The following is a 21,804-nucleotide window of genomic DNA, read 5'->3' as shown; positions in this document are numbered from 1 at the left end:
CCGGCCGCTTCCGACCGCCTCACCAGGCCCGGAATGTATGCCGCGCCCCCCAGGTTCTAGCCTTGGGGGGCGCGGCATTTCCGTATGCCCACCGCAGGACGGATCAGGAACGAGGCACCACATGACCGACCCCGTGACGCTGGACGGCGAGGGCCAGATCGGCGAGTTCGACGAGAAGCGCGCCGAGAACGCCGTACGCGAGCTGCTCATCGCGGTCGGAGAGGACCCGGACCGCGAGGGCCTGCGCGAGACCCCGGCGCGGGTGGCGCGGGCGTACCGGGAGCTTCTGGCGGGCAACACGCAGGAGCCCGAGGACGTACTGACGACGACGTTCGACATCGGACACGACGAGATGGTCCTGGTGAAGGACATCGAAATCGTCAGCCTGTGCGAGCACCACATGCTCCCGTTCCACGGTGTGGCCCACATCGGATACATCCCGGCTGAGAGCGGCAAGATCACGGGCCTGTCCAAGCTCGCCCGGCTGGTTGAGGTGTTCGCCCGCCGTCTGCAGGTGCAGGAACGTCTCACCACGCAGGTCGCCGACTCTCTCGTGAAGATCCTCGAAGCCCGCGGTGTGATCGTCGTGATCGAGGCCGAGCACATGTGCATGTCGGTGCGCGGGGTCCGCAAGCCGGGCGCCAAAACCACGACGTCGGCGGTACGGGGTCAGCTTCGCGACGCCACGACCCGGGCCGAGGCGATGAGCCTGATACTGGCGCGCTGAGCGTGCCGGCGCGCTGATCGTGCCGGCGCGGCGCGCTGAGCCGCGTCAGGCGGCGGTGGCCGCGCCCGGGTGGTCGTCGTCCTCGTCCTCGGGGAGCTTGCAGACGCGTTCCATGAAGACCGCGGCCGCTATGACGGCGATGCCCGCCACGACCGAGAGGCCGGCGTAGATGGCCTGGTCGCGGCGGGCCGGGATGTCGAGGTACTCCAGGAGGAAGACGCCCGTGCCGCCGTACATGCCGGCGACCAGGGCGGCCACCAGTGCGCTGGCCTGGCCGAAGACGACCGCGCGGGCCGCCATCATCGGGTCGACGCCCTTGGCTCCGGGGACGCGGTCCCGCTGGGCCTTCAGGCGGGCGCGGATCGAGAGGGCCGTGGCCAGCAGGATCACCGCGATCAGGGCGAGGACGACGGGGGCGGCCAGGGGGACGCTGGGGAGGGTCCCCACCGAGTTCCACAGGCGGGCACCGGCCCAGGACAGGACTCCGGCGACGGCGAACACGCCGGCCAGCACCCTGATGCGCAGCTCTTTCACGGTGTCCCGGTGTCCCTTCGGTTCCCCAGCCGGTTCCCCAGCGCGGTCGGCCTGACCTCGTTGACCTTAACGACTACTCGGGCAGCCGGAGTTCCAGGTCGGCGCGGGGCGCGACGCCTTCGCGGGTGACGGACTCCAGGAGGACGGCGACCGTGCCCCGTCCGGGCAGCAGGGCCTCGGGGTCCACGTCCAGCCAGGGGGCGAGCACGAAGGCGCGTTCGTGGGCGCGGGGGTGGGGGAGGGTGAGGAGCGGGTCGTCGGAGACGACCTCGGCGTAGGCGACGATGTCCACGTCCAGGGTGCGCGGGCCCCAGTGCTCGTCGCGGACGCGGTGGAAGGCCTCCTCGACCGCGTGCGCCCGCTCCAGGAGCGACGACGGGGGCAGGGTGGTCTTCACGACCACGACCGCGTTGAAGTACGTGGGCTGGCTGCCGGGGTCGACGCCCCACGGCTCCGTCTCGTACACCGGCGAGACGCCCTTGACGCGCACGCCCGGCGTGTCCTCCAGGGCGTCGATCGCGCCCTGGAGCGTCTCCAGGCGGTTGCCCAGGTTGGCGCCGAGGGCGATCACCGCGCGCTTCGGGTTGGACAGGGTGGTGTCCGCGGCGTCCACCTGCTCGATGACGGCGGCTGGCACGGGCTGTACGGTCGGGTCGCTGGGACCCTTGGCGAAGGGGGCGCTCATACACGGCTCCGGATGATGGTGACGGTCACGTCGTCGAAGGGCACGGTGATCGGCGCGTCGGGCTTGTGGACGCAGACCTCGACCTCCTCGACCCCTTCGTGCTTCAGACAGACCTGGGCGATGCGGTCGGCGAGCGTCTCGACGAGGTTGACGGGCTCGCCCTCGACGACGGCCACGACCTCCTCGGCCACGATGCCGTAGTGCACGGTCTTCGCCAGGTCGTCGTCGGCCGCGGCCGGGCGGGTGTCCAGGCCCAGGACGATGTCCACGAGGAAGGTCTGGCCGTCCTCGCGTTCCTTGGGAAACACACCGTGGTGCCCGCGGGCCTTCAGGCCGCGCAGCGCGACACGATCCACGCGAATCACTCCTGCAGTCGTCGGTCTCGGCCGGTCGTACCACGTGCGGGAGGTACGACGGGCCCGGTCGAATCTACCCGCGGGCACTGACAGGGCCGGGCCGCGGGGGGTGCGGGACGGGGGTGGGGCGGGAGCGGGGCGGGAGTGGAGCGGGGGTGGGGCCGCGGGTAGGTAGCCGCCCATACCCGGTGGTCCGTGATTCCAACCACGTCCTGGCGGGTCAGGGATCAGGGAGGGGTCTCGTCGCCGTCACCGTCGGCGTCCTCGGTTCCGGCGAGGACCGGGGAGGCGTGGTGCGACCAGAGCTTCCAGCCGGCCGGCGTGCGCCGGAACGTGTTCGTGGCGACCACGAGCTGGCCTACGAGGGGGCCGAGCTCTTCGTCGTCGCCGTCGGGGGCCGGACCGCCGCTGAGAATGTTCTCCGTGCAGGTCACCAGGGCGGTGTCGCCGGTGACGGAGACGTGCGTGTCGGTGAGGAAGAACTGGATGTAGTCCGTGTTCGCCATGATCAGGGCGTACGAGCGCAGGACCTCCCCGCGGCCGGTGAGCACCGGCCAGCCGGGGTGCACGCAGGAGACCACGCCGACGTCGGCGTGGTCGTGGTACGACTCGTCGACGCCCAGGTCGGAGGGGGTGAGCCAGAACTCGGAGACCTTCTCGAAATCGCCCTCCTCCAGTGCCTCGTAGAAGGCGGCGTTGGCGGCCTCGACCTGTTCGACGTCGATGTGCGGCGCGTTCACCGGGCTCCTTCGTCGGGGTGGGCTCCTTCGACCGTGCCTTCGACGGTGCGGGCTCCTTCGACGGCGCGGGCGACGCGTACGGCGTCGGCCGTGGCGCGGACTTCGTGGACGCGCACGGCCCAGGCGCCGGCGTGCGCCGCGAGCGCGGAGACGGCCGCGGTGGCCGCGTCGCGCTCCCGCGCGGGGGGCGGGGCCGCCTGCGGGCCGGCGAGGACCCGGCCGAGGAAGCGTTTGCGGGAGGCGGCGACGAGGAGGGGGTGGCCGAGGGCGAGGAGGCGGTCCAGGTGGGCGAGGAGGACGAGGTCGTGCTCGGCGTTCTTCGAGAAGCCGAGGCCGGGGTCGACGACGACGCGGTCGGGGGCGATGCCGCCGTCGAGTACGGCCTCCACGCGGGTGCGGAGTTCGTCGACGACCTCGGTGACGACGTCGTCGTAGGTGCCCCTGACGTTGCCGCCCTCCAGGAGGCCGCGCCAGTGCATGACGACGAAGGGGGCGCCGGCGTCGGCGACGACCGGGATCATCCTCGCGTCCGCCAGGCCGCCGCTGACGTCGTTGACCAGGGCTGCACCGGCGGCGAGGGCCCGCTCGGCGACGGAGGCGCGCATGGTGTCGACGGAGACCGTGACGCCCTCGGAGGCGAGGCCGCGCACGACCGGGACGACGCGCCTCAGCTCCTCGTCCTCGTCGACGCGGGTGGCGCCGGGGCGGGTGGACTCGCCGCCCACGTGTTTCGGTGGGGGTGCGGGTAGCGCGTTGGGTTGTGGGGTGGTGCGGGGCCGCGCCGGGGGGTGTCCGTCCTCGGAACGGCGCGGAATCGCTTGGACAGGGAAGCCGGCTCCGTTGACGCGCCAACCGCTGCGGGCGGACACCCCCCGACACGTCCCCTCCCCGCCGTACGCGGCTGACCCGCCCGAGCTGCGGGCAGTCGTGCCGCTGGGGCGGCACGGGTGGGCGCAGCGGCACCCCGCAAGCGCCGGGCCGCGCACCCCACTCCCGGCCAGCATCCGCGCCGGTGCCGGGGAAGCGCCGGCCCGCACGACCCGCGTCGGCTCAGGCCCGCGCAGCGTCTCCGTGGGCGCACGGTCGCCGTACCGCCCTGCGCCGCCGCAGTACCCGCGGCAGCGGCGGCGCGAGGGTGAGGAAGCCCTCCGCCTGCATCGCGGCGAAGCCGATGCGGGGGAGGTCCGCGGAGGTGCGGTAGACGACGAAGCGCGGCTCCCAGCGCGGACGGAACTTCGCGTTGAACTTGTAGAGGGACTCGATCTGGAACCAGCGGGAGAGGAAGACCAGCAGCCCCCGCCAGGCCCGGAGGACCGGGCCCGCGCCGATCTTCTCGCCGCGCGCGAGTGCCGCGCGGAACATCGCGAAGTTGAGGGACACCCGCGTGATGCCGAGCCTCGGGGCCGCCTGGAGCGCGGCCACGATCAGCAGTTCGTTCATGCCGGGGTCGGCCGACCGGTCGCGCCGCATGAGGTCCAGGGAGACTCCGTCCGGGCCCCACGGCACGAAGTGGAGGACCGCCTTCAGGTCGCCGTACTCGCCCGGCTCGGCGTCCTGCTTGTGCGCCGTCGCGAGCAGGCAGTCGCCGTCGGCCGGGTCACCCATGCGGCCCAGGGCCATGGAGAAGCCGCGCTCGGTGTCCGTGCCGCGCCAGGCGTCGGCGGCGCGGCGTACGCGGTCCAGTTCGGCGTCGCCGAGGTCAGCCACGCGCCGGACCCGGGTCTCGTAACCGGCGCGCTCGATGCGCTTGACCATCTGGCGCACATTGCGCATCGCACGGCCGGTGAGGGAGAAATCCGCGGCGTCCACCACCGCCTCGTCGCCCAGTTCGAGGGCGTCGAGTCCGGTCTCCCGGGTCCACACCTCACCGCCGGTTTCGGAGCAGCCCATGACGGCCGGGGTCCAGGAGTGGGCGCGGGCCTCGTCCATGAAGCGTTCGATCGCGCCCGGCCAGGCCTCGACGTCGCCTATCGGGTCGCCGCTGGCCAGCATCACCCCGGAGACGACCCGGTAGGTGACGGCCGCCTTGCCGCTGGGGGAGAAGACCACCGCCTTGTCGCGCCGCAGCGCGAAGTGGCCGAGGGAGTCGCGGGCGCCGTGCCCGGCGAGCAGGGCCCGCAGGCGCCTCTCGTCGTCCTCGGTCAGACGCGCGGCCGGGTGTTCGGGGCGGAAGGCCAGGTAGCTGGTCGTGAGGGCGGTGATCAGGCCCAGGGCGCCGAGCGAGAAGGCGACCGTCCACGAGGCGGTGCCCCGGTAGTCGATCGGGCCCTGCACGCCGACCAGGCCGTACAGGACCTGGGCGAGGCGGTCCGCCACGCTCGGATCGCCGACCATGCGGTGCGGGTGGGCGTTGACGACCAGCAGGCCCAGGACGACGGAACCGGCGCTCATCAGGACGAAGTTGGCGAGCGCGCGCCAGCGGCTGCGCGGGTCGGGCAGGGCCGCGAACTGGTCCCGGTGGCGCAGCAGGAGCGCGAGCAGGGCCAGGGAGAGCAGGACGCCGAGGAGGGAGTGCCGGTAGCCGAACTGGGCGAGCGCGCCCACCGGGAGGAGGGCGACCGCCGCCCGCCAGGCCCGGCGCTTGCGGCGTTTGAGGCCGTGGGCGAGGAGCAGGAGCAGGACGCCGGCGCTGAGGGAGAGGGCGGCGGCGAACGGGCCGAAGGAGCCGGGGAGGACCTCCGCCAGGGCGTGCATGCGGCTGCGGCGGAAGCGCGGGAAGGAGCCGGCGGCGATGTCCAGCAGTCCGACGAGCGAGCAGGCGCGGCCGACGAGGAGCGGCACGTTCTCCGGACGAGGGCCGCGCGGCCATCGGCGTACGCGGGTGGGTCCGGTCGGAACCCCGCCCGAGGTTTCCTCATCTGTCCTGGCAGACATCGCACCTGTAGTTCTGCGAGTGATCGTGGGTCCGGGGCCGTTTCGGGCATCCGGCGACATTGCACCCTCTAGGACGGTGTCCCGGGTGGACAGGTTCACTCCCGGTGAAAGAGCCCGAGGGGGTGATGATCTCTTCCGTGGCGGCAAGGTGCTCAATACCCGATAACCGGCCGCTCTGTGTTGGTGGTTCGGGAATGGGCGGGGCGAAGGCGGAGTGACCGGCGGCCGCGCGGATCTTGTTGGTCATTCCGGAAAGTGGCGGAGGCGCTTCCGGCCTTGCGGGGGCTCGGTGAGCGGCCTCGCCCGGCGGGACACATGAATGATCTTGAAGTAATTCGGCCCTTGTTGAGGGTGTGGATTCCCCGTTGCGTGTGAACACGTGGGTGACGGCAGCGTTTTTCCGGGGCAGGGCGCCAAGATTCGCCTACGCGCGGTAAGTTTCTGGCCATGCCACGTGGACGTCACCGCCATTCACCGCCTCTGCACAGGCTGCTTCCTCCGTCGGCGATCGCAGGCGTTTCGATCGTCTGCGCCCTCGGGCCCTGGTTGTTCAGCGAGACCCTGATCCTGCGCGTACTGGCCGCGGCCGCCGCGGTGACGGCCGTGGTCGGCGCGGTCGTCATGCGGCACTGGGACGTGCAGGCCGGTCGTCAGGTCGCCGACCTCACACGCGTGCGCGCGAGCGACGAGTGGCGCTTCGAGGAACGGGTCGCCGAACTGGAGTCCGACCTGGAGGAGTCGCGCGAGCTGCGGCAGAAGCTGGAGCACCGGCTGCGGGCGAAACGCACGGAGCTGGCCGGCCTGCGCAACGAGCACGCCTCGCTGCTGCGGCGCTACGCCACGGCGGAGACCGAGCGTGCCAGTGCGCTGGAGGGGCGCCGCCTGCTGGAGATAGAGGCCGTGCCGCAGGCGCCCGCGCTGCCGGCGGCCCGGCCGGCTCCGGAAGGGGAGGGTCAGACTCCGGAAGGGGACGGCCGGGGTTCCGACGAGGGTGATGCACCGGCCGAGGGTGGTGTCCCGGGCGCCGGGGCGGCTGGAGCGGGCGGGGCGGTGGCCGGCTCCGAGCAGGGCGAGGAGAGCGAGGAGGGTGATGCCGTGGGAGGCGTCGCCGACGAAGGGGCTTCGGACGTCTTCTCGCCCGAGGGCTCCCGGCTGTTCCTGCGGGCGAGCGCGGCCCTGGCCCGCTTCGCGGAAGACGCTCCCGCCGACTCGGACCGTGGTGACCGGGACGGGGGCGACGGGGACGACGGGGGCGCGGACGAGCCTGACGCGGGTGACCGGGGCGGCGGTGACGCCCACGGTGGCGGTGAGGCCGGCTCCCGCGGTGACGGCGGCAGCCGGGACGACTCCGCCGAGCCCCGCGACGACGGGGACGACGGCGGCGACGGAGGCGGTGGGCCCACCCCGGCCGAGGCCGGGCAGGAGGACGAGGCGCAGGGGCAGTCCGAGGCGGCCGACGGCCACGAGCGCACCGCCGCCTCCCCCGCGACCCCGTCCGACGAACGGTCCGCGCAGCCCACCCAGCCCACCCGTAAGGCCCACGGGCACTTCACGGTGCCGACCGCGGTGGCCGTCGTACCGGCGGCTCCGGCGCGGCGTCCGGTCGAGGGCGAGTTCGACTTCTTCGGCACCAAGCCCGTCGAGGACATGGACGCGGGGGACGCGCCGGGCTCGTCCGGCGCCGTCCCGGAGACCGTCCAGAACGAGGACCTCGCCGACGTGGTCGGCCAGGAGGCGCTCGCCGTGCACAAGGCCGAGTCCGAGACCGCCTTCAAGCCCGCGGGCGAGGAGTCCCGGGACGTGAGTCAGGTGATCGACCTGACGGCCCACGACGAGACCGAGCGGATCGACATGGACGGACTGCGCAGCGCCGTCTCCTGAGCGCGGCCGGCCGGGTCCGTCAGGCCATCCACCGGTCCGGCGGTGCGTCCCGGCGGCCGGTGCGGGAGCGTTCGGCCTGGGCCCTGAGCAGGGCCGCCGCCTCGTCGGCGCCGCGCAGGCGCGCGGTGACGGTCTTGTTCGCCCCCGTGTCCACGTGGACGTCGGCCAGTCGCAGCGCCCGCTGCCAGGGGCCCTGGGACAGGCGGACGCTCTGCACCTTGGCGTGCGGCACCAGGGCCAGCCTGCGGCGCAGCAGCCCGTACCGGGCGGCGAAGACCGCGTCGGTGACGGCGAGGCCGTAGCCGCGCCACCACAGCGGCCTGCGCCACCCGGCGCGGCGCGGCGGGCGCGACAGTGCCGGGCCCGCCGGGACGCTCACCCCGGGCAGCACGCGCGCGACGACCGATTCGGCGATCTCGCGCGGGGCGACCGGCAGCAGCACGGAGTTCGAGGAACCGGCCACGTTCAGCTCCACGCGCACCCAGCCGCGCCGTCGCCACAGCAGGGGCTCCACGATCCGCACGGTCTGCACACGACCCGGCGGCACCGTCTCGTGGGCGCGGTCGAGCAGCCCGTGGTCCAGGCGGAGGCCGTCCTGCGACTCGGCCACCGTCCAGTCGTACTCTCCGACGAACCGGCCCGCGCTGCTCGCGCCCGCGGCACCCAGCAGGGGCAGGGCGGTCGCCAGCACCGTCCACAGGTTGTGGGTGGCCAGCCACAGCAGCGTCGGGACGGCGAGTGCGGCGAGCAGCGTGCCCCAGGTCGCGCCGGTCAGCAGCAGCGAGACGGCCAGGACGCGGGGCGGCACTCTGAGCAGCTGCCGCGCGGGGGCCTCGCCGACCTCGTGCGCGGTCTCGGGCGCGAAGCCGGCCGCGCGGGCGAGCAGTTCGGCCCGCAGCGCACGGGCTTCGCCGGCGCCCAGGAAGGCCAGTTCGTCTTTCTTGCCGGTGCCTATGACGTCGAGCTTGAGCTTGGCGACTCCCGCCACGCGGGCCAGCAACGGCTGGGTGACGTCGATGGCCTGGATGCGTTCGAGGCGGATGTGGGCGGTGCGCCGGAAGAGCAGCCCGGTGCGGATGCGCAGCTCGGTCCCGGTCACCGCGTAGTGGGTGAACCACCAGGTCAGGAAGCCGTACAGGGCGGCGGCCGGGATCAGTACGGCGAGGCCGATCAGCAGGTGGGTCGTGGTCAGCCGGGTCAGCTGGCGCTGCGCCTGGTCGGGGTCGTGCAGGGCCCAGCCGACGAGGACGGCGACCGGCGCCCAGGCCCGGCGCAGGGGGGTGACGGGGTGCAGGCGCCGCTCGACGACCTCGCGCGCGGGTGGGGGCGTGTCGGGGGCGGGCTCCGGGGGTGGGGTATCCGCGGGTGCCCGCGTCGTGCCGTCCTCGGGCCCGGGCGTGGTCACAGCCCCGCCGATCGGGCCTCGCCCAGCTCGGTCAGGCGGTCGCGGAGGCGTTCCGCCTCGGCCGGGTCGAGGCCCGGGATGGTCGCGTCGGTCGCGGCGGCGGCCGTGTGCAGTTGCACGCTGGCCAGGCCGAAGTGCCGCTCGACCGGCCCGGACGTCACCTCGACCAGCTGCATCCGGCCGTACGGCACGACGGTCTCCTCCCGCCACAGCACGCCCCGGCTGATCAGCAGGTCGTCGGCGCGCTCGGCGTACCGCCACGAACGCCAGTTGCGCTCCAGCATCACCCAGCCCCAGACCAGCAGGGCCAGCGGCGGCAGGGCCAGCGCTGCCCAGAGCGGGCCCAGGAACAGGCCGGGCAGCAGAGCGGCGGCGACGGTCAGCAGGCCCAGCCACACCACGAGGAGCAGCCGTCGCATGCGCAGCAGTCCCGGCGGCAACCCGGTCCACACCGGTTCGGTCCGCGCCGCGTCCGTCGTGTCCGCCGCGCCCGTGTCGTCCGGGCTCCCCGTTTCCATGGGGTCAGCGTACGTAGGGGAGACTGTGTCCATGACTCCTACGACGGAGACCATGGTCGGGATCGGCGGCGCCGCGGAGAGCACCGACATGGTGCTCAACATCGGGCCCCAGCATCCGTCGACGCACGGCGTGCTGCGGCTGAAGCTGGTGCTGGACGGCGAGCGCATCACGAGCGCGGAGCCCGTGATCGGCTACATGCACCGAGGGGCGGAGAAGCTCTTCGAAGCCCGTGACTACCGTCAGATCATCGTCCTCGCCAACCGCCACGACTGGCTGTCGGCGTTCTCCAACGAGCTGGGCGTCGTCCTCGCCGTCGAGCGGATGCTCGGCATGGAGGTCCCCACGCGCGCGGTGTGGACGCGGACGCTGCTCGCCGAGCTGAACCGGGTGCTCAACCACCTGATGTTCCTGGGTTCGTACCCGCTGGAGCTGGGCGGGATCACGCCGGTCTTCTACGCCTTCCGGGAGCGGGAGGTCCTCCAGAACGTGATGGAGGAGGTCTCCGGCGGGCGCATGCACTACATGTTCAACCGCGTCGGCGGCCTCAAGGAGGACCTGCCCGCGGGCTGGACCGCACGCGCGCGTGCCGCCGTTTCCGCCGTGCGCTCGCGCATGGGCGTCTTCGACGACCTGGTGCTCGGCAACGAGATCTTCCGGGGGCGTACGCGGGGCGTGGGCGCGCTGTCGCCCGAGGCCGTGCACGCCTACGGGGTCAGCGGCCCCATCGCCCGCGCCTCCGGCGTCGACTTCGACCTGCGGCGCGACGAGCCCTACCTCGCCTACGGCGAACTCCAGGACACCCTCAAGGTCGTCACCCGTGCCGAGGGCGACTGCCTGGCCCGCTTCGAGTGCCTCCTGGAGCAGACGCACAACGCCCTCGCCCTCGCCGACGCCTGCCTGGACCGCCTCGCCGAGCTGGCGCCCGGGCCGGTCAACCAGCGGCTGCCGAAGGTGCTGAAGGCACCCGAGGGCCACACGTACGCGTGGACCGAGAACCCGCTCGGCATCAACGGCTACTACCTGGTCAGCAAGGGCGAGAAGACCCCGTACCGGCTGAAGCTGCGCTCGGCGTCGTACAACAACATCCAGGCGCTCACCGAGCTGCTGCCCGGGACGCTGATCGCGGACATGGTGGCGATCCTCGGGTCACTGTTCTTCGTCGTCGGCGACATCGACAAGTAGCGCGGCGGCGTCCACGGCCCCGACCGGCTGGAGCAGCCACAGGAAGTCGCCCAGCCCGCCCGGTGCGGTCAGCTCGGCGGCCTGCGACGCGCTCGCGAGGGCCCGCACGTACGCCGCCGGGTCCGTGCGGGCCAGTGCGAGCGGGGGGCGTACGCCGGTGACGCCGAGGGCATGCAGGGCTTCCCGCTGGGGGCGCATCAGGGCATCCGGGGGCGCGCACTCCGGAGCGCACCTCGTGGCGTGGGCCGCCGCGCACGCGTCCAGGGCGACATGTGCGGTGATGTCGCAGGAACCGTCCGGCACGGGCGGCGTCTCCCGGCCCGCCCGGAAGCCGGTGAGCGTTCCGAAGGGCGGGCGGGCCGCGGCGGTGTGCGCGTAGTCGGCGGCCACCGCCAGCCCGGCGTCCAGGGCCCCCACGGCCGACGTCCACGCCTCGTCGCGGGGCAGCCCGATCTCCGCCCGCAGGCCCTCCTCGCCGGGCAGCGGCCACCACCGCTCCAGCCACGCGGCCGCCGCCCCCGTCACCGGCTCCCCGAGCCGCTGCGCGCCGTCCCCGCGGACGAGTACCCGCCGGGCCACACCGGCGGCGTCCACCTCCGCCACGTCCACCGGCACGTTGTCCAGCCACTCGTTGGCGAACAGCAGGCCGGTGAGGCCGCCGGGCGGCTCGGCCAGCCACCGGACGCGGGGGTCGAGGCCCTCGGGGCGGCCGTCGACCTCGACGGCGTACACGCGGGTGCGGGCGGCCACGTCGTCGGGCAGCGCGGCCAGCACGCCGCCGGCCAGCTCGCCCCGGCCGGCCGCCATGTCCACGAAGTCCAGGACCGGGGGCCGTCCCAGCGCCGCGTCGACCCGGCACAGCAGCCGTGCCACGGCGCGGGCGAAGAGCGGAGAGGCGTGCACGGACGTCCGGAAGTGCCCGGCCGGGCCCTCGCCCCCGCCGCGGTAGAACCCCGACGGGCCGTACAGCGCCTCCTGCGCGGCCTCCCGCCAGCCCCGCCACTCCTCCGGCGCGGCTGCGGCTTCCGGAGCTTCAGGGGCTTCCGGGGCTCCCGTTGTCTCCGGTGCGGGTGGTGCAGATGGTTCCGGTGGTGCGGGAGGTGCTGGTGGTGTGGAGGGTGCGGAGGGTATGTGGGGTGTGTTCGGGGTTCCGGGTGTGCCTGGTCTTTCCGGTGTCACAGGGCCAGGCTAGGGGCACAGAAGATCGGGGCCTCCACCTTGCGGAGTATGCGCGGCCGATGCGGATCGGCCCTCCGGTTGACCCCTGCACCTATTCCGCTTCCCTACGCTGGGTCACGTGCAGCGCCTCTACGATTTCCTCCGCAGACACCCGGCCGGGGTCGACTGTTTCTGGGCCCTCGTCGTGCTCGGTGTTTCCATCGTGTCCGACAAGAACCCGGGGACCCGGGTCAACGGCACGGACAACCTGGCGCTGATCCTGCCCGTGGTGGTCCTGCTCTGCGGCGTGATCGCGCTGCGGCGGCGGGCGCCGGAGAAGATGCTGCTGCTCGCCGTCGCCCTCGGCGTGGCACAACTGGCGCTGGACGTCTCGACGACGCCGGCCGACTTCGCCTTCCTGGTGATCATCTACACGGTCGCCGCGACCGGCGCCCGCTGGGCCTCCAGGACCGCGCTGATCACGGGCCTGAGCGCCGCCCCCCTCGCCCAGCTGCGCTGGGCCGACGGCGAGCTGAGCATGGGCACGCTCATCGCGGTGACGGTCTTCCAGACGGTGCCCTTCGCGCTCGCCTGGGTGATGGGGGACTCCGTCCGCACCCGCCGCGCCTACTTCGCGCAGCTGGAGGAGCGCAACGCCCGGCTGGAGAAGGAGCGCGAGGCGCAGGCCAAGGTCGCGGTCGCCGCCGAGCGCGCCCGGATCGCGCGCGAGCTGCACGACGTCGTCGCGCACAACGTCTCCGTCATGGTGGTGCAGGCCGACGGCGCCGCCTACGTCCTGGACACCGCCCCCGACCAGGCGAAGAACGCCCTGGAGACCATCTCCTCCACCGGCCGCCAGGCACTCGCGGAGATGCGCCGCCTGCTCGGTGTGCTGCGCACCGGCGAGCACAAGGAGGCCGGCGAGTACGTTCCGCAGCCCGACGTCCAGCAGATCGAGGACCTCGTCGAGCAGTGCCGCACCTCCGGGCTGCCCGTCGACTTCAAGGTCGAGGGCACCCCTCGGCAACTGCCCAGCGGCGTCGAGCTGACCGCGTACCGCATCGTGCAGGAGGCGCTGACCAACACGCGCAAGCACGGCGGGCCCAACGCGGGCGCGAGCGTGCGCCTCGTCTACTTCGACGACGGCCTCGGGCTGCTCATCGAGGACGACGGCAAGGGCGCCCCGCACGAGCTGTACGAGGAGGGCGGCTTCGACGGACAGGGCCACGGCATGATCGGCATGCGGGAACGGGTCGGCATGGTCGGCGGAACCCTGGACGCGGGACCGCGCCCGGGCGGAGGATTCCGCATCAGTGCCCTGCTGCCGCTCAAACCCGCGAACTGACGACCGAGCCCGCACGCACGTCCGGCGTTGACACCTGTCACGACCGGCCGCTGTCGCGAGGCGGTCGCCGGGACCGGCAGACTGTGCCGACCGGCGAACCGTCCCGACCGGCAGACCGCCACGACGGCGCCTGCCGCAACCGCCAGATCGACCCGGCACGACTGGACTGCCGGAGAACGGAAGAGGCTCCGATGGCGATCCGCGTGATGCTCGTCGACGACCAGGTGCTGCTGCGCACCGGGTTCCGGATGGTGCTGGCGGCCCAGCCGGACATGGAAGTCGTCGCGGAGGCCGGGGACGGCGTCGAGGCCCTCCAGGTGCTGCGCTCGACCGCCGTGGACGTCGTTCTGATGGACGTACGCATGCCCAAGCTGGACGGCGTCGAGACCACCGCCCGGATCTGTGTGGACCCGGACGCGCCGAAGGTGCTGATCCTGACCACCTTCGACCTCGACGAGTACGCCTTCTCGGCGCTCAAGGCGGGCGCCTCCGGATTCATGCTCAAGGACGTGCCGCCCGGCGAGCTGCTCGCCGCGATCCGCTCCGTGCACAGCGGCGACGCGGTGGTCGCCCCCTCCACCACCCGGCGGCTCCTGGACCGGTTCGCCCCGATGCTGCCGGCCGCCGGGCAGGAGGAGCCCCGGCACCAGGGGCTCCAGCGGCTCACCGAGCGGGAGCGCGAGGTGATGGTGCTGGTCGCCCAGGGCATGTCCAACGGCGAGATCGCGGCGCGGCTCGTGCTGTCGGAGGCCACCGTGAAGACGCACGTGGGCCGCATCCTGACCAAGCTGAACCTGCGGGACCGGGTCCAGGTGGTCGTGCTGGCCTACGAGACCGGGCTCGTGCGGGCCGGGGGCGGGCCGGGCTGACGGGGCCACGCCGGCGGCCCCGCGTCGGTAGGGTCTGCGCATGCTCCTGTGGATCAACGGCCCCTTCGGGGGCGGCAAGACGCAGACCGCGCACGAGATACGGCGCCGGCTTCCGGGCAGCGTCGTCTGCGACCCCGAGCACGTCGGTTTCGGCCTGCACCGCATGACGCCGCCGGGGCTCAGGGGAGACTTCCAGGACCTGGCCTCCTGGCGGCAGGGGGTCGTCGAGGTGCTGGACCTCGCCCTCACCCGGCACGACGGCGTGGTGATCGCGCCGATGACGGTCACAGACTCCGGCCACTTCGCCGAGACCGTCGGCCGCCTGCGCGAACTGGGCCACGACGTCCACCACTTCACCCTCCTCGCGGAACGGGAGACGGTCCTGCGCCGGCTGCGCGAACGCGGTGTGGGCCGCTTCCTGCGCCGCGTCGGCGGCAAGGAGTCCGGGCCGCGCCGGGAGAGCTGGGCGGTACGGCGGCTCGACCACTGCCTGGAGCGGCTGGCCGAACCGGAGTTCGCCGAGCACCTGTGGACGGACCACACGACCGTCCCGAAGACCGCCGACCGGATCGCCGTACTGGCGAAACTCACCCTGAAGCCCAACAACGAGGGCGCGCTGCGCACCCGTGTCAGGCAGGCGGGGTCGGCGTCCGGCACATCCGGGCCGACTGACCGGCGCCCTCCCCGGGCCCGCCCCCACGGCGGTGGCGTCAGCGGAGTATGCCCTCCAGGAAGTCGCTGCCCAGCCGGGCCACCACCGTCACGTCCAGCTGGTGCAGCACGTACCGGCCGCGGCGGCGGGTGGTGATCAGCCCCGCCTGCTTCAGCACGGCGAGGTGCCGGGATATCTCGGGAGCCGTCATGCCGTGCACCTGGGCCAGCTCGCCCGTGGTGTACGCGCTGCGGGCGAGAAACCGGCAGATCCGCATCCGGACCGGGTGGGACAGCGCGGTCATCCGCTTCGTGAGCTGCTCGACCGACGGCGGGGAGGCGGGCTCGGCGGCGCCGACGGGGTAGTGCAGGACGGGCTGCCAGCCGTACCGGTGCAGGACCGACAGGTGGGGCCAGCCGAAGCTGGTGGGCAGGAGCAGCAGGCCACCGTCCCCGGTCGCCGTACGGCCGTCGCCCAGCTTGTCGATCGTGATCACACCTGCCGCCTCGTCCAGCGCCACCGCCGGGGACACCGCGGCCAGCGCCCCGGCCAGCCCCCGATGCCGCAGCAGCTCGGTCTTGTGACGGGCGTCGGCCGCCAGCTGGTGGCGCAGCCGGGACCAGGCGTCCGCGAAGAACGCCTCGTCGCAGTCGCGCAGGAACTGGCGCAGCCAGGCCCGGATGCGGGGCGGGTCGGACAGCAGCCGCTCGCTGAAACGCAGCTGCTGCGGGCCGCGCGCGGCGGCCAGATCCAGCGCGCGGCGGCGCGCCCCGGGGTCGTCGAGCGCCGTGGCACCGCCGGTGCTGTACGGCAGCGCGCAGGTGAACTCCAGGGCCGCGTCCACGAACTGCTCGTCGGACAGCTTGTCGAGCAGGTCCAGGTCGTCGGCGAGGGCGGCGCCGGGCAGGGTGCAGCGTCCGGGCATGCCGGCGAACGGCATGAACAGGTCCGAGAAGGTCGTCCGCCACAGGAAGTCCGCCTCGCACATCCGGTCGGCCAGGTGGGAGTCCAGCCGGGCGGTCACGCCCGTCGCCCAGCCCTGCAGCCCCGGGTGGTGCCCCGGCTCGGACAGCGCGTGCAGCGCCATGCACAGCTCGCCCAGGGGCGAGGGCACGACGGCGACCCGCTCCGGCCGCAGCCCCGTGATGTCGATGCGCACGCTCATGTCCCCATGGTGCACACCCCCACTGACAACGCCGCCGCCGATTGACCGCCACCGTCAATCGACGCGCTCCGCGGCGGGGAGGGGGAGCGGGGGCCGGGGCGGCCGCCCCGCGGCGGTCAGGCCGTCAGGCGGGTCGCGAAGTCGGCCGCCGCCGCCCGCACGTCCTCGGCCGTCCACTCCAGGCCCGCCGCCTCCACACCGACCTCGGTGAAGGCGATGCCCGGACCGACCGGGTCCCACGGCCGGGAGAAGAGCATCGTCCCGGTCTCCTCGCCCTGCCGGAGGGCGGCCTCGCCCGCGTCGTCGGCGTCGCAGGGCAGCCAGACCTGGAACTCGTGGGTGTGCGGGACCTCGGGATGCACTCGCGCCCACGGGAGCCCGGCCGCCGCGAAGCCCTCGCGCAGCGCGGCGGCCACCACGCGCGCGTGGGCCACGTACTCCGGCAGCCGGGGCAGCTCGCGCTCCAGCCCCGCCAGGGCGGACAGCGCCGTGGGGAACTGCTGGAACACCTGGCCGCCGTACCGGTGCCGCCAGGCCTTCGCCTCCTCGATCAGCGTCCGGGGCCCGGCCAGGGCGGCGCCTCCGTAGCCCTTGAGGGACTTGTAGAACGAGACGTACACGCTGTCCGCCAGGCCCGCGATCTCGGCGAGGGGACGCCCGAAGTGGGTGGTGCACTCCCACAGGCGGGCCCCGTCGAAGTGGACCACCGCGTCGCGCTCCCGCGCGGCGTCGACGACCTCGGTCAGCTCCTCCCAGGTGGGCAGCAGGTAACCGGGCTCCCTGAGCGGCAGCTCCAGCATCAGCGCGCCGAACGGCTCCTCGAAGCCGCGCACCTCGTCGGCGGTCGGCGGCCGGGGCTCGTCCGTCAGCCGTACGGGGCGCAGGCCGCTGAGCCGGTCGAAGGCGTGGCGTTCGTGCACCTCGGGGTGGCTGAGCCCGTGCAGCGCCACGGTCGGGTTGCCGGTGCGGCCCGCCCAGCAGCGCAGGGCCACCTGCTGGGCCATGGTGCCGGTCGGGAAGAAGGCGGCGGCCTCGGTGCCGAGCAGGGCGGCGGTCCGGTCCTCCAGGGCCGCCACGATGCCGTTGCCGTACATGTCGGAGGGCTCGTCGAGGTCGTACAGTCCGTCGGCGTCCTGCAGCAGGGCGATGCGCTCCCGCAGGGTCGTGATGAACCCCGGGCGGGCGAGGACGCGCCGCGCGTCGCGGTGGACGGCCACGCGCCGTTCGCGAAGGCGCCGGCGCGTCACGTCGGCCGGTTCCGCCCGTTCTCCCGCCGGATTCGCCCGTTCACCCGCCGGTTCCTCCCGGTCCCCGGCGGGTTCCGACTGCTCCTCGGCCCGTCCCCGCCGTGCTGCCTCCGTGGCCCCTCGCGCGGCCGTTCGTTCCGTCGTCCGCCCCGCTGTCCGCCTCGTCGGTCGTTCCGCCTGCTCCGCTGGTTCCGCTTGTTCCGCCGTATCGCTCATGCCGGGATGATGCCGCGTGCACCCCGTGCCGGGCACCCGGGTTTCCCGTGCACAGCCTGTGGACAACCGGACGGTGCCCGGACCGATCGCGTTAACATGACGAGAAATCGTCCGGTACCCCGAGCGGACTGGAACGGGAAGGCCGCCGCAGCGTGAACACAACCCCACAGCCAGACCCCAGGGACCGCCCCGCGCGGCTCACCGTAGGCGTTGTCGGCGCCGGACGCGTGGGCCCCGCGCTGGCCGCGTCCCTCCAGCTCGCCGGGCATCGCCCGGTGGCCGTCTCCGGGGTCTCCGACGCCTCCAGGCGGCGTGCCGCCGCACTGTTGCCCGACGTGCCGCTCATGACGCCCGCCGAGGTCCTCGGGCGTGCCGAGCTGGTCCTGCTCACCGTTCCGGACGACGCCCTGCCGGGGCTCGTGAGCGGGCTCGCCGAGACCGGCGCCGTGCGGCCGGGGCAGCTGATCGTCCACACCTCGGGGCGGTACGGCGCGCGGGTTCTGGACCCCGCCCTGCGCGCGGGCGCCCTGCCGCTCGCCCTGCACCCGGCGATGACCTTCACCGGCACCCCGGTGGACGTCCAGCGCCTGGCCGGCTGCTCCTTCGGCGTCACCGCGCCCGAGGAACTGCGGCTGGCCGCCGAGGCCCTGGTCATCGAGATGGGCGGCGAACCGGAGTGGATCGCCGAGGACCGGCGCCCGCTCTACCACGCGGCGCTCGCCCTGGGCTCCAACCACCTGGTCACCCTGGTCGCCCAGTCCTTGGAACTGCTGCGCGCCTCCGGCGTGTCGGCCCCGGACCGGATGCTGGGCCCGCTGCTGGGCGCCTCCCTCGACAACGCCCTGCGTTCCGGCGACGCGGCCCTCACCGGGCCCGTCGCGCGGGGGGACGCGGGCACGGTCGCCGCACACGTCGCGGAACTGCGCGAGCACGCCCCGCAGGCCGTCGCGGGCTACCTGGCGATGGCGCGGACGACCGCCGACCGCGCGCTGGCGCACGGCCTGCTGAAGCCGGAGCTGGCCGAGGACCTGCTGGGCGTACTCGCCGAGGAAGCCACGGCGACCGGCGGTACGACCGGTGCCCGCGGGACCGGCGGTGCGAACGGTGCTCGCGGGACCGGCCGTACGAACGGTGCCCGCGGGACCGGCGGCGCGGCCGACACCGACGGCAGCAGCGACAGCAACGACAGCCCCGAGAGCAGCCCCGAGAGCGCAGAAGACCCCACAGGCTCCGATGCCCCCGGAAGCCCCGGCGGTCCCGGACGCCTCAGTGGCCCCGCCGGTCCCGCCGGTCCCGCCGGTCCCGCCGGTCCCGCCGGTCCCGCCGGTCCCGCCGGTCCCGCCGGTCCCGCCGGTCCCGCCGATCCCGAAGACCCGGACGGTCCCCACGGCCCCGAAGGCACCGCTGGTCCCGAGGGAGACGCCCGATGACCACCACTGCACCCGTCCTGCTGCGCACCGCCGGCGAACTGCACGCGCGTGTGCGGCACGGCCGCCGGGCCGTCGTGATGACCATGGGCGCCCTGCACGAGGGCCACGCCACCCTGATCCGCGCGGCCCGCGACCTGGCGGGCCCCGACGGCGAGGTCGTCGCCACCGTCTTCGTGAACCCCCTGCAGTTCGGCGCCGGCGAGGACCTGGACCGCTACCCGCGCACCCTGGACGCCGACCTGGAGATCGCCGGCAGGGCGGGCGCCGACGCCGTCTTCGCACCCTCCGCCGACGAGGTCTACCCGGGCGGCGAGCCCCAGGTGCGCGTCGCCGCGGGCCCCATGGGCGAGCGTCTGGAGGGCGCCTCACGCCCCGGCCACTTCGACGGCATGCTCACCGTCGTCGCCAAGCTGCTCCACCTCACCCGCCCCGACCTGGCCCTCTACGGCCAGAAGGACGCCCAGCAGCTCGCGCTGATCCGCCGCATGGTGCGCGACCTGAACTTCGGCGTGGAGATCGTCGGCGTCCCCACGGTGCGCGAGGAGGACGGCCTGGCCCTGTCCAGCCGCAACCGGTACCTCTCCGCGGCCGAACGCCGTACCGCCCTCGCCCTCTCCCAGGCGCTCTTCGCGGGCCTTGACCGGCACGCCGCCCAGGCGGCCCTGTGCGCCCGGGCCCGCGAAGTGCCCGCCACCCGGGCGCGCGCCGAGGCGCTCAGCGCCCTGGGCGAGTCCCGCGCGGCGGCCGACGCGCACGCGGTGGCCACGTCCGCCCCCGGCAGCGCCACGGCCGTCCGGGCCGCCGCCCGCCTGGTGCTGGACGACGCGGCCCGCGCCACCCCGCCGCTCGAGCTGGACTACCTGGCCCTGGTGGACCCGGCCGACTTCACCGAGATCGGCGACGACCACACCGGCGAGGCCGTCCTCGCCGTCGCCGCCCGGGTCGGCGCGACCCGGCTGATCGACAACGTCCTCCTCACCCTCGGAACCCGCGGAGCCGCCTCGTGACGAGCACAGGCACACGACCGACCGGCACGGGCATACGCCTGCACGCGCCCGCCCCCGGCTGGGCCTTGGACGCGGACGTGGTCGTCGTCGGCTCCGGCGTCGCGGGGCTCACCGCGGCCCTGCGCTGCGAGGCCGCCGGCCTGCGGACGGTCGTCGTCACCAAGGCCCGCCTCGACGACGGTTCGACGCGCTGGGCGCAGGGCGGCATCGCCGCGGCCCTCGGCGACGGCGACACCCCGGAGCAGCACCTGGACGACACCCTGGTCGCCGGCGTCGGCCTGTGCGACGAGGCAGCGGTCCGCACCCTGGTCACCGAGGGCCCCGACGCCGTACGCCGCCTCATAGCGACCGGCGCGCACTTCGACGAGTCGGAGGGGGGCGGCCTGGCCCTCACCCGCGAGGGCGGCCACCACCGCCGCCGCATCGCCCACGCGGGCGGCGACGCCACGGGCGCCGAGATCTCCCGCGCCCTGGTCGGGGCGGTACGCGCGCGGGGCATCCGCACCGTCGAGAACGCCCTCGTCCTGGACCTCCTCACGGACGCCGCGGGCCGTACCGCGGGCGTGACCCTGCACGTCATGGGCGAGGGCCGGCACGACGGCGTCGGGGCCGTCCACGCCCCCGCGGTGGTCCTGGCCACCGGCGGCATGGGCCAGGTCTTCTCGGCGACGACCAACCCGTCCGTCTCCACCGGCGACGGCGTGGCACTCGCGCTGCGCGCGGGCGCCGAGGTGAGCGACCTCGAGTTCGTCCAGTTCCACCCCACCGTCCTCTTCCTCGGCGCGGACGCCGAGGGCCAGCAGCCCCTGGTCTCGGAGGCGGTACGGGGCGAGGGCGCCCACCTGGTGGACGCGGACGGCGTCCGCTTCATGCAGGGGCAGCACGAACTGGGCGAACTCGCCCCGCGGGACATCGTCGCCAAGGGCATCACGCGCCGCATGCAGGAGCAGGGCGCCGAGCACATGTACCTGGACGCGCGCCACTTCGGCGCCGCGATGTGGGAACAGCGCTTCCCCACGATCCTCGCCGCCTGCCGCGCCCACGGCATCGACCCGGTCACCGAGCCGGTCCCGGTCGCCCCGGCCGCCCACTACGCCTCCGGAGGCGTCCGCACCGACGCCTCGGGCCGCACCACGGTCCCCGGGCTGTACGCGTGCGGAGAGGTCGCCTGCACCGGCGTGCACGGCGCCAACCGCCTGGCCTCCAACTCGCTCCTCGAAGGGCTGGTCTACGCCGAGCGCATCGCCGCCGACATCGCGGACAGCCACGAGGAGGGCACCCTCCGGGCGCGCGTGCCGGCGCCGCTCCCGCACCCCGGCCACCCGGCGCACCCCCTGCTTCCGCCCGAGGCCCGCCTCGCCATCCAGCGGATCATGACCGAGGGCGCCGGCGTGCTGCGCTCGGCGAGTTCCCTCACGCGCGCGGCCGACCGGCTGGACCGTCTGCACACCGAGGCCCGCGTGGCGCTGCGCGAAGACGGCAAGACCGCCGAACCGGGCGTGGACACCTGGGAGACCACCAACCTCCTGTCCGTGGCCCGCGTCCTGGTGGCCGCCGCGGCCCGGCGCGAGGAGACCCGCGGCTGCCACTGGCGCGAGGACCGCGCGGAGCGCGACGACACCGCGTGGCGCCGCCACATCGTCGTACGTCTGAACCCGGACCGCGCGCTCGCCGTGCACACCACCGACACGCCAGAATTCCCCCCGACATCGGAGCCGGCGCCGGACCCGGCGTCGGACCCGGAGCCCGCCCCGACACCCGCCCCGTCCGTCCACGGCGCCCAGCCGACGCACCGTCCCCAGGAGCAGTGAC

The 21,804-nt window shown here is 74.1% G+C and carries 19 protein-coding genes and 1 pseudogene; 9 read left to right on the top strand and 11 right to left on the bottom strand.

The window, feature by feature from the left end:
- Positions 1-121: 121 nt before the first annotated feature.
- Entirely contained in the window at positions 122-727 is a 606-nt protein-coding gene (gene folE, locus IG94_RS0135575) for a GTP cyclohydrolase I FolE (RefSeq protein WP_031047311.1), read from the top strand.
- A gap of 45 nt (positions 728-772) precedes the next feature.
- On the opposite strand, the gene IG94_RS0135570 is transcribed toward folE, so the two are convergent.
- The 6 genes from IG94_RS0135570 to IG94_RS0135545 all read right to left on the bottom strand — a co-directional run bounded on the left by IG94_RS0135570 (position 773) and on the right by IG94_RS0135545 (position 5,916).
- The gene (locus IG94_RS0135570; RefSeq protein WP_031047308.1) at positions 773-1,261 is read right to left on the bottom strand and encodes a DUF3180 domain-containing protein; all 489 of its coding nucleotides are present in this window, start codon (positions 1,259-1,261) and stop codon (positions 773-775) included.
- Between the two features lie 73 nt (positions 1,262-1,334).
- Positions 1,335-1,946, bottom strand: coding sequence for a 2-amino-4-hydroxy-6-hydroxymethyldihydropteridine diphosphokinase (gene folK / locus IG94_RS0135565; RefSeq protein WP_031047305.1), 612 nt, complete (start codon positions 1,944-1,946; stop codon positions 1,335-1,337).
- Positions 1,943-2,302 carry a dihydroneopterin aldolase gene (gene folB, locus IG94_RS0135560; protein ID WP_031047303.1) on the bottom strand — a complete coding sequence of 120 codons (360 nt, stop codon included), beginning with the start codon at positions 2,300-2,302 and terminating at the stop codon, positions 1,943-1,945. The genes folK and folB overlap by 4 nt, the downstream gene beginning before the upstream one ends.
- A gap of 227 nt (positions 2,303-2,529) precedes the next feature.
- The gene (locus IG94_RS0135555) at positions 2,530-3,042 is read right to left on the bottom strand and encodes a nuclear transport factor 2 family protein (protein ID WP_031047301.1); all 513 of its coding nucleotides are present in this window, start codon (positions 3,040-3,042) and stop codon (positions 2,530-2,532) included.
- Complete coding sequence (gene folP, locus IG94_RS0135550; RefSeq protein ID WP_248783107.1) at positions 3,039-3,767, bottom strand: dihydropteroate synthase; 729 nt, start codon at positions 3,765-3,767, stop codon at positions 3,039-3,041. The genes IG94_RS0135555 and folP overlap by 4 nt, the downstream gene beginning before the upstream one ends.
- Positions 3,768-4,092: 325 nt before the next feature.
- Positions 4,093-5,916 (bottom strand): phosphatidylglycerol lysyltransferase domain-containing protein, encoded by a 1,824-nt coding sequence (locus tag IG94_RS0135545; protein ID WP_031047296.1) that lies wholly within the window; start codon positions 5,914-5,916, stop codon positions 4,093-4,095.
- 447 nt (positions 5,917-6,363) lie between these two features.
- On the opposite strand from IG94_RS0135545, the gene IG94_RS0135540 reads away from it, so the two are divergent.
- Positions 6,364-7,797, top strand: a complete 1,434-nt coding sequence (locus IG94_RS0135540) for a hypothetical protein (protein WP_078892547.1) — start codon at positions 6,364-6,366, stop codon at positions 7,795-7,797.
- 19 nt (positions 7,798-7,816) lie between these two features.
- Here IG94_RS0135540 and IG94_RS0135535 read toward each other — a convergent pair whose 3' ends face one another.
- Positions 7,817-9,202, bottom strand: coding sequence for a PH domain-containing protein (locus IG94_RS0135535; RefSeq protein ID WP_031047290.1), 1,386 nt, complete (start codon positions 9,200-9,202; stop codon positions 7,817-7,819).
- Entirely contained in the window at positions 9,199-9,720 is a 522-nt protein-coding gene (locus IG94_RS0135530) for a PH domain-containing protein (RefSeq protein ID WP_031047287.1), read from the bottom strand. Before IG94_RS0135530 ends, IG94_RS0135535 begins: the two co-directional genes overlap by 4 nt.
- A 31-nt stretch (positions 9,721-9,751) precedes the next feature.
- Here IG94_RS0135530 and IG94_RS0135525 point away from each other — a divergent pair, with 31 nt between their 5' ends.
- A complete protein-coding gene (locus IG94_RS0135525; protein ID WP_031047285.1) occupies positions 9,752-10,903 on the top strand; it encodes an NADH-quinone oxidoreductase subunit D in 1,152 nt (383 codons plus the stop codon).
- Here IG94_RS0135525 and IG94_RS0135520 read toward each other — a convergent pair.
- Positions 10,868-11,872, bottom strand: a complete 1,005-nt coding sequence (locus IG94_RS0135520) for an SAM-dependent methyltransferase (RefSeq protein ID WP_224326486.1) — start codon at positions 11,870-11,872, stop codon at positions 10,868-10,870. The two genes, IG94_RS0135525 and IG94_RS0135520, sit on opposite strands and share 36 nt — an antisense overlap.
- A 328-nt stretch (positions 11,873-12,200) precedes the next feature.
- Between IG94_RS0135520 and IG94_RS0135515 the strand changes: the two genes are divergently transcribed.
- The 3 genes and pseudogenes from IG94_RS0135515 (at position 12,201) to IG94_RS39180 (ending at position 14,947) form a co-directional block, all read left to right on the top strand.
- Positions 12,201-13,406 (top strand): sensor histidine kinase, encoded by a 1,206-nt coding sequence (locus tag IG94_RS0135515; RefSeq protein ID WP_031047280.1) that lies wholly within the window; start codon positions 12,201-12,203, stop codon positions 13,404-13,406.
- Positions 13,407-13,597: 191 nt separating this feature from the next.
- Entirely contained in the window at positions 13,598-14,275 is a 678-nt protein-coding gene (locus IG94_RS0135510; RefSeq protein ID WP_031047277.1) for a response regulator, read from the top strand.
- A gap of 40 nt (positions 14,276-14,315) precedes the next feature.
- A pseudogene (locus tag IG94_RS39180) lies at positions 14,316-14,947 on the top strand (AAA family ATPase).
- A gap of 38 nt (positions 14,948-14,985) precedes the next feature.
- On the opposite strand, the gene IG94_RS0135500 reads toward IG94_RS39180, so the two are convergent.
- Together IG94_RS0135500 and IG94_RS0135495 are read right to left on the bottom strand one after the other, a co-directional pair.
- Positions 14,986-16,092, bottom strand: a complete 1,107-nt coding sequence (locus IG94_RS0135500; RefSeq protein WP_031047274.1) for a DUF5937 family protein — start codon at positions 16,090-16,092, stop codon at positions 14,986-14,988.
- Positions 16,093-16,208: 116 nt separating this feature from the next.
- A complete protein-coding gene (locus IG94_RS0135495) occupies positions 16,209-17,555 on the bottom strand; it encodes a threonine aldolase family protein (RefSeq protein ID WP_372459482.1) in 1,347 nt (448 codons plus the stop codon).
- A gap of 152 nt (positions 17,556-17,707) precedes the next feature.
- On the opposite strand from IG94_RS0135495, the gene IG94_RS0135490 reads away from it, so the two are divergent.
- Genes IG94_RS0135490 through IG94_RS0135480 form a run of 3 tightly spaced genes read left to right on the top strand, consistent with a single transcriptional unit; the run spans position 17,708 to position 21,803 of the window.
- Entirely contained in the window at positions 17,708-18,985 is a 1,278-nt protein-coding gene (locus tag IG94_RS0135490; RefSeq protein WP_031047269.1) for a Rossmann-like and DUF2520 domain-containing protein, read from the top strand.
- Complete coding sequence (panC, locus tag IG94_RS0135485) at positions 18,982-19,992, top strand: pantoate--beta-alanine ligase (RefSeq protein ID WP_031047264.1); 1,011 nt, start codon at positions 18,982-18,984, stop codon at positions 19,990-19,992. The genes IG94_RS0135490 and panC overlap by 4 nt, the downstream gene beginning before the upstream one ends.
- On the top strand, positions 19,989-21,803 hold the full coding sequence (locus IG94_RS0135480) for an L-aspartate oxidase (protein ID WP_031047261.1): 1,815 nt from the start codon (positions 19,989-19,991) through the stop codon (positions 21,801-21,803). Before panC ends, IG94_RS0135480 begins: the two co-directional genes overlap by 4 nt.
- The last annotated feature ends 1 nt before the right edge of the window (position 21,804 follow it).

The organism is Streptomyces olivaceus (assembly GCF_000721235.1).
GTDB lineage: Bacteria > Actinomycetota > Actinomycetes > Streptomycetales > Streptomycetaceae > Streptomyces > Streptomyces olivaceus.
This window is presented reverse-complemented; position numbering and strand designations above follow the sequence as displayed.